Raw genomic sequence first — 13,278 nt, forward strand, 5'->3', positions numbered from 1 at the left:
ACCGACCCCCTCGGAGGAAGCCGTGCCCGGTTCATGGCGAGGCTGGAACAAGATCGCCGTCATCCTGGCCATCGCGGTACCGGCCACGCTGGCCCCGCCGATCGCCGCGCAGGCGACCGCCGGTGATCCGGCCTGGCAAAAGGCCCAGGAGCAACATCCGGTACCCGGCCACGTCGCGAAGCCACGCGCGCCCCTGGCGGATCCAGGCGCCGCCTACGACCTGAAGGGCGCGCCGCCCGTCTCCTGGCCGGCGCCGGCCACGGCGGCGGTGAACCTCTCGCCGGCCACTCCAGGGGTGACGGCGCGCGGCGGCGACACCGCCAAGGTCCGGGCCGCGGGACTGCCGATCTGGCTGAGCCAGGCCGCCGCGAAGAGCGGCGGCACCCCGGCCGCCGTCACCGGCGTCCAGGTGCGCACGATGGACGCCGCCACCGCCGGCAGATCCCACATCACCGGTCTCGGCATCCAGCTCACCCCCCAGACCCGGCCCGCCGGGGAGTCCCGCCTGACGGTCGAGGTCGACTACTCGGGCTTCCGGTACGCCTACGGCGGCGACTGGGCGTCCCGCCTGCGCCTGGTCCGATTACCCGAATGCGCGGCCATCACGCCCGACCTGCCCCAGTGTCAGGGCAGAACGCCGCTGCCCACCCGCAACGACGTCAAGGCCGGCCATCTGACCGCCGACGTCGGCCTCACCACCGCCGGCACGATGACGCTGGCCGCCGAGGCCGGTCCGTCCGGAGCGGCGGGCACGTACGAGGCCACGTCGTTGTCGCCGTCGGCCACCTGGGACGTCAGCGAGCAGAGCGGCGCGTTCTCCTGGTCCTATCCGCTGCAGCTGCCCCCGGTCCCGGGCGGCCCGACTCCCAACATCGGCTTCGCCTACTCCTCCGGGAACGTAGACGGCCGCACGGTCGCCACGAACAACCAGGTGTCCTGGATCGGCGAGGGCTTCGACTACTGGCCCGGTTTCATCGAGCGCCGGTACAAGTCGTGCGCCGACGACGACGTCACCCCCAAGCGCAACGACCAGTGCTGGGGCAACCACAACGCCGTATTGTCGCTGAACGGCCAGGCCACCGAGCTGATCCTGGACGACGAGACCGGCACCTGGCAGCCGAAGGATGACGACGGCTCCAGAATCGAGAAGTTGTCGGGCGCCGACAACGGTGACGACGACGGCGAGTACTGGCGCGTCACCACCCCCGACGGCACCCAGTACTACTTCGGCCGCAACCGCCTGGTGAAAGGCGAGGCAGAGACGCAGTCGACGTGGACGGTCCCGGTGTTCGGCGACGACGACGACGAGCCCTGCCACAAGGCCACCTTCTCCGACTCCTGGTGCAACCAGGCATGGCGGTGGAACCTCGACTACGTCGTCGACACCCACGACACGGTCGCCACCTTCTGGTACGGCCGCGAAACCAACTACTACCGCCGCGACGTCACCACCCTGACCAACGGCGTTCCGAACGGCACCCCCACCGTCTACGACCGGGGCGGCTACCTCAAGCGCATCGACTACGGCCAGCGCTCGGATGCGATCTTCACCTCCTCGGCTCCGGCCCGGGTCGTCTTCGACGTCAGGGAGCGGTGCATCCCGGCCTCCGGTTTCGACTGCGCCGAGGGCAAGTTCACCAAGGACAACGCCAAGTACTGGCCGGATGTCCCCTACGACCAGCATTGCGTCTCCGGGGACAAGTGCGTCGACCGCTACTCCCCGACGTTCTGGACGCGTAAACGCCTGGCCGCCGTCACCACCCAGGTGCTGTCGGGCAGCGCGTACACCGACGTCGACACCTGGACCCTCGATCAGCAGCTACGCGCGCCCGGCGACGGCACGGCGCCGGCGCTGTGGCTGGCCGGGATCCAGCACACCGGAAAGGTCGGCGGGACGGCGTCGCTGCCGCCGGTGAAGTTCGCCGGCGTGCAACGCCCCAACCGGGTCGACGCCCTGGAGGGACGCCCGCCGCTGACCAAGTGGCGCGTCTCCGCGATCGACAACGAGACCGGCGGCGCCCTGTCCATCACCTACTCCGACGAGGACTGCGCCGCCGGGCACACCCCCGAGCCCGACTCCAACACCCGCCGCTGCTACCCGCAGTACTGGACCCCCGAGGGCGCCACCACCCCCAAGCACGACTGGTTCCACAAGTACGTCGTCACCCAGGTCCAGCAGATCGACAGGACCGGTGGTGCCCCCGACGTGCTGGAGACCTACGAATACCTCGGCGGCGGTGCCTGGCACCACGATGACGACGACGGCCTGGTCAAGGAGAAGTACAAGACCTGGTCGCAGTGGCGCGGCTACGGCAAGGTACGGGTGCTGCGCGGCGCCCCCGGCGAGCAGCGATCCAAGGTCGAGTTCACCTACTTCCGGGGCATGGACGGCGACGAGCTGTCCGGCGGCGGCAGACGCGACGTCAAGGTCACCGACTCCACGGGCGCCGCCGTCGACGACTCCGACCCCCTGCAGGGCCGCGTCCGCGAGGAGATCCACTACGACGGACCCTCCGGGCCCGCCATGACCGGCACCATCACCGGCTACTGGACCAGGCAGACCGCCAAGCGCGTCCGTTCCTGGGCCACCACCACCGCCCACATGGTGCGCGACGACAAGACCCGCACCCGTACGGCGCTGGCCGCCGGCGGCTGGCGGTACACCACCACCGACACCGACTACAACACCGACGGCCTGCCCACCCAGGTCAACGAGCTCGGCGACGGCGCCACCCCCGACGACGACCAGTGCGTCCGCACCACCTACGCCCGCGACACCGCCCGCTGGCTGGTCTCCTTCGCAGTCCGCGTGGAGACCGTCACCAAGGCGTGCGACCTCACGCCGCAACGTCCCGGCGACGTGGTCTCCGACGTGCGCAAATACTACGACGGCAAGGCGTTCGGCGACGCGCCGTCCAAGGGGAACGTCACCAGGACGGAAAAGCTCGGCTCCTGGGACGGCGGCCCGCAGTACGTCACCGTCGGCTCCACCACCTTCGACATCTACGGGCGCCCTTTGGTGGTCACCGACCCCAACGGCACCACCACCAAGACGTCCTACACCCCGGCCACCGGCCTGCTCACCCTCAAGCAGGAGACGAACGCGCTCGGCCACGTCATCAGGACCGAGATCGAGCCCGCCTGGGGTCTCGCCAAGGCGACGACCGACGCCAACGGCAAGCGCGCCGACCTGGCCTACGACCCGCTCGGCCGGCTGACCGGCACCTGGCTGCCCGGCCACGCCAAGGCGACGTTCCCGGCCACGCCGAACATGAAGTTCGGCTACCAGGTCCGCGCCGACGGCCCGACCACCGTCACCACCTCGACCCTGCTCGCGGACGGGACGACCTACGCCACCGGCTACGCCCTCTACGACGGCCTCCTACGCCCCCGCCAGGCGCAGGAACCCGCCCCCGGCGGCGGCCGGCTGGTCAACGACACCTTCTACGACACCCGCGGCCTGGTCTACAAGACCAACGCCGACTACTACACCGAAGGCACCCCCGGCAACGCCCTGTGGGTCCCGGGCAGCGACGACGACGTCCCCGGCCAGAACGTCACCGTCTACAACGGCATGGAGTGGCCGACCGCGGAGATCTTCCGCAAGCGCGGCACCGAGCAGTGGCGCACCACCACCACCTACGGCGGGGACCGTATCAGCGTCGACCCGCCCGCCGGCGCCACCCCCACCACCACGATCACCAACGGGCAGGGCGAGACCGTCGAAGTCCGCCAGTACAAGGGCGACTCTCCGACCGGCGACTACGACGCCGTCAAGTACACCTACACCCGCGCCGGGAAGCCGGCCACCGTCACCGACGCCGCGGGCAACACCTGGGCCTACCACTACGACCTGCGCGGCCGCCTGACCCAGGTGGACGACCCCGACAAGGGCACCGCCGAATACACCTACAACGACAAGAACGACCTCGTCACGACCATCACCGACGCGCGTGACTCCAGCCTCTTCTTCACCTACGACGCCCTCGCCCGCAGAACCGCGGAGTACGAGGGCACCTCCGCCGCGGGCACCAAGCTCGCCGAGTGGACGTTCGACGAACTGCCCGACGGCACCGTGGTCAAGGGCCAGCCGACCGGTTCCACCCGCTACGTCAAGAACGCCACCACCGGCGCCATGGACGCCTACACCAGCGCCGTCACCGGCTTCGACGAGGCCTACCGGCCCACCGGCACCCAGACCGTCATCCCGGCCGCCGAAGGCGCCCTTGCCGGTACGTACAAGACCACGACCGACTACAACTCCGACGGCACCATCCACCGCACCGTGCTGCCCGCCGCCGGCGGCCTGCTCGGCGAAACGCTCCTGTACGACTACGACGAGCTCGGCAACCCCACCACGATGCGGGGCCTGACCAACTACGTCACCTCGACGAGCTACTCCAAGCTCGGCCAGATCCTCGCCACGACGATGAGCACCGGCCTGAAGCGGGTCAAGGAGACCAACTTCTACGAGGAGGGCACCAACCGGCTCTCCCGTTCGGTGTTCGAGCGGGAGACCGCCCCCATCTCGGTGTCCGACGCCAACTACACCTACGACCCGGCCGGCAACGTCACCAAGATCGCCGACACGCCCTCCGGGCAGACGCCCGACGTCCAGTGCTTCCGCCAGGACCACCTGCAACGCCTGACCGACGCCTGGACGACGACCGGTGACTGCGCCACCGACCCCACCCAGGGCAGCGTCGGCGGACCCGCGCCCTACTGGCAGTCCTTCGCCTACGACGTCGTCGGCAACCGCACCAAGGAGATCGACCACCAGGCGAGCGGGGACATCACCAAGAGCTACGCCTACGCCGGACCCGGCAAACCGCGACCGCACACCTTGGCCTCCGTCGCCTACGAGGGCGGTCCGCGCGACGGCCAGACCGATGCCTACACCTACGACCAGGCCGGCAACACCACCCAGCGCGGCGCGGGCCGCCTCCTGGAATGGGACGTCGAAGGCCACCTGGCCAAGTCGACCGACCCCTCCGGCGTCAGCACCTACCTCTACGACGCCGACGGCGAACGGCTCATCCGCCGCGACCCCACCTCCACCACCCTCTATGTCGCCGACATGGAGATCCGGCTCGACGTCAAGACCGGCGCCAAGAGCGCGACCCGCTACTACGACTTCGCCGGGCAGACCATCGCCACCCGTACCGGCAAGGGCGTCACCTGGCTCGGCGCCGACCACCACGGCACCGCCGACGCCTCCGTCGAGGACACCTCCGTCCAGGCGACGAGCCGTCGTCGCTTCACCCCCTTCGGCCGGCAGCGCGGCACGCCTCCGTCGTCCTGGCCCGGCCAGAAGGGCTTCGTCGGCGGCGTCATCGACGAGGCCACGGCCCTGACCCACCTCGGCGCCCGCGAGTACGACGCCGAGACGGGCCGCTTCATCTCCGTCGACCCCGTCTTCGACGACGCCGACCCGCAGAGCTGGAACGGCTACGCCTACGCCGACAACAACCCGGTCACCGGTTCCGACCCGACCGGCCTGATGTACGACGGCGGCACGCAGTGCGGTGTCATCGCGTCGAACCCGTGCAACGCGCCCAGCGGAGGCGGCGGTGGGGGTGGCGGCGGTGGACGCCCCAAGTGGTCGCCTCCTCCGCCGAACAACCCGCCCACCTGCGGCCGGTTCGGGGCCCTCGGCTGCATGGCGAAGAAGTTCTGGAACAAGCACAAGGCCACCATCGTCAACGTCACCGTCACGGTCGTCGTCACAGTCGGCTGTGAGGCGGCCACGGAAGGCGCCGGCAGCATCGGCTGCCTCGCCGCGGGTGGGGCGGCGGGAAACGTGGCGGGCTACATGGTCGCGACCCCCCGCGACGAATGGAACACCGGGGACGCGTTCAAGGCCGCGGCGGTCGGCGCCACCACGGGCGCCGTCTTCGGCGCCATCGGCAAGGGCGTGGGCGCGGTACTCGGCAAGCTCGCCACCACAGCGGCCGGCAAGGTCGTCACCGCGGCGGTGAGCAAGGCGGCCGGCAAGGTGGGGAGCATCCTGGGACGCGGTGGCGGTTCCGCGATCGTGCCGAGCGCCCGTGGAATCGCCGGCAAGAACCCTGTGACACCCGTATTCGGTAAGGCGGAGGGTTTGTTCAAGCGCCAAAAGCTGGCGCGACTGGAGTCGCAGGTTCCTGGATTCGCGCTACGCAACCGCACCAGTAAAACCGCGGGTCGAGCGTACGTGGGCGCGCTGAACACCAGGACGGGTCAAACCGTTCTGGCAGCCTCCGGCGGCATTCCGGGATGTGCCTCCTACTGCGCCGAGGGCAATGCGCTGCTGGCTCTCGGTGGCGATGCCAGTGAAGTGATTTTCACCAAGGCTTTTTGGGTGAGGAGAATCTCCGGCGAATACCGAGCGGTACCGAAGCCGGTATGTAAGGGATGTCAGAAGGACTATCCCAGGTCGAACTTCCGCCGTGGCGTGAAGGGGGAGCCTGGCGGAGAATGGAACGACTAGGATGCCCTTCGTGAACCTCGTGAAGCTTGAGATCGAGCGGCACCGCTGGGATGGAATGCAGTGCGGCTGTGATCGGTCCGCTGCGCACGTAGCGACAGATCTGCTGCGACTGGCCCAGGGAGGCGGCGAACACGGATTCGACGTCGTCGAAACTCTTGACGGCCACGCGTACATCCCGTCGGTGCTGTTCGAGCCTTCCGTTCCCGCGGTGTCCGTCGTATTGGCGGCGCTCGCCGATGACATTTCCCCGGACGCTCGGGAGGGCTTCCTGGAGGCACTACTCCATCTGGTCGCCGGAGAAGGGCAGTCGATCAAGGCGGAAGCCGAGGGAAGAGACCTGATCAGTGAATGTATCGACGCGGCAAAAAGCGGGATCTGGCTCCTATATTCCGAGATGTTCTCCGGACGTTCTGTAGGCGCGGCCGGCTATGCCTATGAGGTGCTGACTCTGGTCGACGAGGATGAGGACCGTGTCAGGCGTGCCCAAGCCGCCGCCGCGCACTTCCTGCCCGAAGATCTCCGGCCTGAATGATCGAGGCCACGCCGGCACCTCGACGTCGCCCATCTCCGCGATAGCGAAGACGGCCCGTCGCGGGGATGGATGGCGGCGGCGTGAGTGACAGGGCCCGCCCGTGGTCGAGGGCGGGCCCTGATCTGATCACTCGCTTTTGAAGGCGCCCGGACCATGTGGGCGCGCCCTGGGTGGCGTGGCCGGGGCGAGTCCGCCGATTCCGTGGCCCGCCCGTCCTGGGCGAGAGTCGCGCGACGACTTTCCCATTGGGAAAGTAGATGCTACTTTCCTTGTAGGAAAGTAGTCATGCCGACCACGGGGGTGGACTTCTTGAACCCACACGACGCTCAGTCCTCGCTCGACGACATCCGCCGGTTCCAGGACACGACCAGGAACGAGATCGTTCGTCGTGCCTTCGCCATGCCTCGCGTGATCGTTGTCGCGCTCGGGCTCTTCCTCGGCTTCGCCTCGATCGACCTGGAGACGCCCTGGCGGCTCATCTGCTTCGCGCTCGGGTTCTTCCTGTACATCGGGGTGGGCATCGTGTACGAGTACCGGGCCGCGGTCCAGAGGCAGCCCACCATGCAGGAGATGCTGTACCACGGCATGGTGCTGATCGGCGTCTTCGTGGTCTTCGTCGTCGGGCGGGTCCTCGCCTTCGCGCTCTTCCACGCGCCCGCTCACGGCCTGATGTCCCAGGCCATGGCCGGCGCCGTCCTTGCGGCCGTCGCGTACGTCGCGGCCACGCCCATCAACCGGTCGGTGATGAGATCACTCGTCCGGCAGGGCGGTGGGCGGGGCTGATGGATCCGGGGTTCGACGAGTTCTTGCACGTACCGGCGCGACTGTCGATCGTGGCGGTGCTGGCGCCGGCCGACTGGGTGGACTTCGCCTTCCTGCGCGACTCGATCGGCACCAGCGACTCGGCCCTGTCCAAGCAGGTTTCGGCGCTGGCGGGCGCCGGATACGTCGTCGTCCGCAAAAATCAGGACAAGCGGGCTCGGCGTACGTACGTGCGGCTCACCCCGCAAGGGCGGGAGGCGTTCGTGCGGCACGCGGCGGCACTGGAGCGGATCGTCGCGCTCGCCCGCCCGTTCGAGGAGCGACCCGCCGTCGAGAGCGTTTCCTCGTCCAGACCCGAGGACGGCCCGGACGCCGCGCCGGCAGGCTGAGAACGCCTCTCTCCCGTACCGGTCAGGGGGTGGGGAAGGGGTCGGTGGGGAAGCCGGCCGAGTCGGGGGCGGGGAGTTCTATGCGGTCGCCGTCCTTCAGGCCCGAGCGGATCTCCACGTATTGGTCGCCGCGGATGCCTGGTTCGACCTGGCGGGTGGTGGTGTGGTCGCCGTCGCGGACGGTCACGGTCGTGGTGCCGTCGCCGCCGGGGCGGATGGCCTGGGCGGGGATGTAGACGGTGTCGTCGGCCTTGGCGGTCGTCACCTGGACGGTCGCCGTCTGGCCGACCAGCAGGCCCTTCGGCGGGTGGTCGAAGGCGACCGTGACGCCGTACTGGACCAGGCGTCCGTTGGTGGTCGCGGTGGGGTCGATGCGGGTGACCTCGCCGGTGTAGGTGCTGCCGGAACGGGTGGCCAGGGTGACGGACGCGGGCTGGCCGATTTTCAGGCGGCCGACGTCGGTCTGGGAGAACATGGCCTTGACCTGGAGCTCGTCGAGGTCGCCCAGGGTGAGGAAGCTCGTTCCCGCGGTGGCGTTCGCGCCGGTCGTACCGGAGACGGTGAGGATCGTGCCCGCCGCCGGGGCCTTGATCGTGACGCCGGCGAGGGCATGTTCGGCCGCCGTCAGCGTGGTCCGGGCCTTGCGGACGTTCGCCTCGGCTTGGGCGACCGTGGTGATCTGCCGGCCGCCCTGCGCTCCCTGGCCGGACCGGCCACCTGCCCCGGATTGGCCGCCTTGGCCTCCGCTGGCGCCGCCGCGTCCTCCGGTCTGGGGCATCTGTCCTCCTTGGCCGTTCTGGCCGTTCTGGCCTGAGGTGCCTTGGGGTGGGGACGTCTGCTGCCCGTTCGGGGGTTGGCCGTCGCCGTTCGGAGCCGTGCAGCCACCCGCGGGCTTCCTCGTGGGCGTCGCGGTCGGCTTGATCGGTTCAACGGTCGGCCTGGTCGGATCGACCGGTACGACAGTGGGCCTGGTCGTCGGCTTCGGGGTGGGTGTCGGCTCAGCGGTGGGCTTGGGAGCCCGAGACGGGCGCGTACGGCCGTCGGGGGTGTGGTTCTCGGTGTCCGGCGACGTCTTCGTTGCGCTGTACGCGGCCGGAACGACCGGGTGTGGTGTGACGGTGTAACCGTGGTTCCCGCCGTCGTCGTGCCGGAGGGTGGGAGTGGGGGAGGGGGTTGGCGCCGAGGGAGGGCAGGTGGAGGTCGGTCCTGATGACGGCTGTCCCTGCCCGGTCGGTGTGCCGGAGCCACCGGAACCGCCCGAGCCGCCGGAACCGCCGTGACCGCCAGATCCGCCCGCGCCGCCAGAACCTCCCGCACCTCCCGAGCCACCGGAGCCGCCCGCTCCTGCGGCGCTGCCGGCCGTGCCACCTGTGGTCAGGGTGCCGTTCTCTATGGCGTCGAGGGTTTCCTCGGCGGCGGCCAGGGACGCGCGGGCCGCGGTGAGGTCCTCCTGGGCGAGCGTGTCGTCGATCCGGGCGAGGACCTGGCCCTTCCTGACCTTGTCGCCGGGCTGGACGTACACCTTCTCGACCGTGCCGGACGCGCCGAAGGCCAGGTCGCGAATGTGGGTGTCCACGGTGTTGCCCGCCGCCGAGACCGCGCTGACCACCGTGCCGCGTTTGGCGGACGCGAGCTGGATCCTTGCGGGGGCCGTGTCGTCGCCGCCTCCCGCGTACACCAGCCCGGCGCCGGCCAGGAGGACCACGGCCGCGAGGGCGAGGCCGCCGACGCGGACCACGGTGGGAGGAGTGCTCGATCTCATGCGGGTCATCCTGGCGGTCCGACGTCATGCCCAGCTCAGCCGGACCTCCAGGTTTCCTGTGGAAAACCCGGCGATAGGGACGCGGTGAGCTGCGGTTTCTTCGCACCATAGGATGCTTTGCACGTCGATCGCCTACATATCGCGACGTTGCCAGGAAACGTTCAGGTATGCCGGAGGTTCGCCCAAGCGGCGTGCACCAGGCTCGGCGTCGTGAAGCTGTCGACGAAGCGCAGAGCGCTGATCGTGAACGGCGCCCTCGCCGTGGTGCTGCTGGGAGGTGCCGGTGTCGCCTACGCCTCGCTGAACCAGGGCCCGGCCGCCGAGGCCACCCCGCAGACCACGCGCGTCGCACGCGGGACCGTCCTGTCGGCGGTGTCGGCCTCAGGCTCGGTGGCGAGCGCACGGACCCGCTCGCTGGACTTCGGCACGAGCGGCACCGTCGAGAAGATCTACGTCGAGGCCGGCGACAAGGTGACCAAGGGGCAGATCCTCGCGAGGATCGACGACACGGCGGCCAGGGACGCGCTCGACGCGGCGCAGGCGAGCCTGGACGCGGCCGAGGACGGCGACACGACCACGGCGTCCGGCTACTCCCAGTACATCCAGGCCAGGAACTCCTACCGCGAGGCCCGGCGCGCGGTGAACGCCACGGTGATCAAGGCGCCGTTCGGCGGGACGGTCACGGCGGTGAACGGCACGGTCGGCGGCTCGTCCTCCGGAAGCGGCTCCTCCGGGTCCAGTGGGTCGTCCGGCTCCGGCGGCGCGGGCGGGTCCTCGGGCGGATCGTCGGGAGGCTCCTCCGGGAGCGGCTTCATCGAGCTGGCCGACGCCGGCCGCCTCCAGCTCGTCGGCAACTTCACCGAGGCCGACGTCACCAAGCTGAAGATCGGCCAGCCCGCCACCGTGACGTTCGACGCGCTGCCGGGAGTCACCGCGAGCGGCAAGGTCACGCGGATCGACCCCGTCGCCCAGACCACCGACAACGTCGTCCAGTACGCCGCCACGATCTCGCTGAGCGACGTGCCCGCCACCGTGCGCCTCGGCCAGACCGCGTCCGTCCAGGTCGTCGTCGCCAAGGCCGACGACGTGCTCACCGTGCCCACCTCGGCGATCAGGACCGCCGGAGGCCAGAACACGGTGACCGTGCTGGAGAACGGCCGTCAGGTCGCCAAGCGCGTCGAGGTCGGCGTCAAGGGCGACACCACGAGCGAGATCACCTCGGGGCTGTCCGAGGGAGACCAGGTGGTGCGCTCGACGGGCGGCACGAGCGGCGGCCTGCAGGGCGGCTTCCCGGGCGGGGGCTTCCCCGGCGGAGGGCTCACCGGCGGCGGCATCCGCGTCGGCGGCGGAGGCGGGCGATGACCGCGCCCGTCCTGGAGGTCCGCCAGGTCAGCAAGATCTACGGATCCGGGGACGCCCAGGTCCACGCCCTGCGCGGCGTCTCCCTGGTCGTCGAGCGCGGCGACTACGTGGCCATCATGGGCGCGTCCGGCTCCGGCAAGTCGACGCTGATGAACATCCTCGGCTGCCTCGACGTGCCCACCAGCGGCACGTACCTGGTGGACGGCACGGACGTGGGGGTGCTCGGCGACCGGCAGCTCGCCGTCCTGCGCAACCGGAAGATCGGCTTCGTGTTCCAGTCGTTCAACCTGATCCCGCGCATGAGCGCCCTGGCCAACGTGGAGCTGCCCCTCGCCTACGGCGGCGTCGGCGCGTCCGCCCGCCGCAAGAGGGCGCTGGCCGCGCTCGACCAGGTGGGGCTCGGCGACCGGCTGCACCACGAGCCGAACGCGCTGTCCGGCGGCCAGCAGCAGCGCGTCGCCGTCGCCCGCGCGCTCGTCACCGCGCCGTCCCTGCTCCTGGCCGACGAGCCGACGGGCAACCTGGACACCACCTCCACCGAGGACGTGCTGCGCATCCTCGACCGGCTCAGCTCCTCTGGACGGACGATCGTGCTGATCACCCACGAGAACGACGTGGCCGCGCACGCCAAACGCGTCATCAGGCTCATCGACGGGCGCGTCGTCGACGACCGCCGCCAGGCGCCGGTGGACGGCCCCCCGCCCCGGTTCGCGCGGGTGGCCCCCTGATGGGCGCCCTGGAGGTCCTGCGGTTCGCGGTGCGCGGGCTGACGGCGAACAAGATGCGCAGCGCGCTCACCACGCTCGGCATCCTCATCGGGGTCGCGGCGGTGATCCTGCTGGTCGCGGTCGGCGAGGGCACCTCGCAGTCCATCCAGCAGAACATCCAGCGGCTCGGGTCCAACACGCTGACCGTGATGCAGTCGTTCGCGGGCGGCGGCGCCCGGGGCGGCGGCGGGTTCGGGGGCGGCACGCCCGGCGGTCAGCGGCAGGGCGGCACGGGCCCGCGCACGCAGGCCAAGGAACTGAGCCTCGACGACGCCCGCGCCCTGGCGGACGCCACCGCCGCGCCCTCGGTGAAGAGCGTGTCCCCGGTGGTCACCGCGTCGTCGCAGGCCGCCGCGTACGCGGGGGCGAGCCACTCGATCGCCCAGCTCGTCGGCACCTACCCGAGCTACTTCGAGGCGTCCAACAAGCCGATCGCCAAGGGCTCCTACTTCTACAACGACGACGTGACCGCCGCCCGCAAGATCGTGGTGCTCGGGCAGACCGTCGTGGACGACCTGTTCGGCGGCGTGGACCCGATCGGCAAGCGGATCACGGTCGCGGGCGTGCCGTTCACCGTGGTCGGCGTGCTCAAGGCGGCCGGGTCGTCCGGGTTCCAGGACGCCGACGACGTGGCGATCGCGCCGCTGCCCGCCGTCCAGCAGAGCCTCACCGGCTTCGGGCCGCTCGGGCAGATCATCGTCCAGGCCAAGAGCGCCGAGGCCGTCGACACGGCGCAGTCCGAGGTCACGGAGATTCTCAACCAGCGGCACGGCATCACCGCGACCTCCACCGCCGACTACCGCATCCTCAACCAGGCGCAGCTGCAGGAGACGGTCAGCCAGACGATCGGCACCTTCACCGTGCTGCTCGGCGCCGTCGCCGCGATCAGCCTGCTCGTGGGCGGCATCGGCATCACCAACATCATGCTGGTCACCGTCACCGAGCGGACCCGCGAGATCGGCATCCGCAAGGCCATCGGCGCGCCGCGCGGGGCCATCCTCGGCCAGTTCCTCGCCGAGGCCACGATGCTCAGCCTCGTCGGCGGCCTGCTCGGCGTCGCGATCGGGTTCGCGGGCAGCAGGTTCACGATCGCCGGCGTCCAGCCGGTCATCGTGCCCGCCTCGATCGCGCTCGCGCTCGGCGTGTCGGTCGCGATCGGCCTGTTCTTCGGCAGCTACCCCGCCAACCGCGCGGCCAAGCTGCGGCCCATCGAAGCGCTCCGGCACGAGTGACGT

General features: G+C 70.3%; 8 protein-coding genes. 7 read left to right on the plus strand and 1 reads right to left on the minus strand.

Annotated elements, in window-relative coordinates; all coding sequences use genetic code 11:
• Positions 1–22 precede the first annotated feature (22 nt).
• The 4 genes from BJ981_RS39165 (at position 23) to BJ981_RS13830 (ending at position 8,152) form a co-directional block, all read left to right on the plus strand.
• A complete protein-coding gene (locus tag BJ981_RS39165) occupies positions 23–6,469 on the plus strand; it encodes an RHS repeat-associated core domain-containing protein (RefSeq protein WP_184611444.1) in 6,447 nt (2,148 codons plus the stop codon).
• Positions 6,470–6,479: 10 nt separating this feature from the next.
• Positions 6,480–7,001 carry a hypothetical protein gene (locus BJ981_RS13820; RefSeq protein WP_184611446.1) on the plus strand — a complete coding sequence of 174 codons (522 nt, stop codon included), beginning with the start codon at positions 6,480–6,482 and terminating at the stop codon, positions 6,999–7,001.
• A gap of 285 nt (positions 7,002–7,286) precedes the next feature.
• The gene (locus tag BJ981_RS13825) at positions 7,287–7,784 is read left to right on the plus strand and encodes a hypothetical protein (protein WP_184611448.1); all 498 of its coding nucleotides are present in this window, start codon (positions 7,287–7,289) and stop codon (positions 7,782–7,784) included.
• Positions 7,784–8,152, plus strand: a complete 369-nt coding sequence (locus tag BJ981_RS13830; protein ID WP_184611450.1) for a winged helix-turn-helix domain-containing protein — start codon at positions 7,784–7,786, stop codon at positions 8,150–8,152. The genes BJ981_RS13825 and BJ981_RS13830 overlap by 1 nt, the downstream gene beginning before the upstream one ends.
• A 22-nt stretch (positions 8,153–8,174) precedes the next feature.
• Here the strand turns inward: BJ981_RS13830 and BJ981_RS13835 are convergent, their stop codons facing one another.
• Positions 8,175–9,914 carry an efflux RND transporter periplasmic adaptor subunit gene (locus BJ981_RS13835; protein WP_184611452.1) on the minus strand — a complete coding sequence of 580 codons (1,740 nt, stop codon included), beginning with the start codon at positions 9,912–9,914 and terminating at the stop codon, positions 8,175–8,177.
• 210 nt (positions 9,915–10,124) lie between these two features.
• Between BJ981_RS13835 and BJ981_RS13840 the strand changes: the two genes are divergently transcribed.
• From BJ981_RS13840 to BJ981_RS13850, 3 genes are read left to right on the plus strand one after another with little or no spacing between them, the layout of a single operon-like run.
• Positions 10,125–11,276, plus strand: a complete 1,152-nt coding sequence (locus tag BJ981_RS13840; RefSeq protein WP_184611454.1) for an efflux RND transporter periplasmic adaptor subunit — start codon at positions 10,125–10,127, stop codon at positions 11,274–11,276.
• A complete protein-coding gene (locus tag BJ981_RS13845) occupies positions 11,273–12,004 on the plus strand; it encodes an ABC transporter ATP-binding protein (RefSeq protein ID WP_184611456.1) in 732 nt (243 codons plus the stop codon). The genes BJ981_RS13840 and BJ981_RS13845 overlap by 4 nt, the downstream gene beginning before the upstream one ends.
• Complete coding sequence (locus tag BJ981_RS13850) at positions 12,004–13,275, plus strand: ABC transporter permease (protein ID WP_184611458.1); 1,272 nt, start codon at positions 12,004–12,006, stop codon at positions 13,273–13,275. The genes BJ981_RS13845 and BJ981_RS13850 overlap by 1 nt, the downstream gene beginning before the upstream one ends.
• Positions 13,276–13,278 lie beyond the last annotated feature (3 nt).

Origin of the sequence: Sphaerisporangium krabiense (assembly GCF_014200435.1) — a bacterium.
GTDB lineage: Bacteria > Actinomycetota > Actinomycetes > Streptosporangiales > Streptosporangiaceae > Sphaerisporangium > Sphaerisporangium krabiense.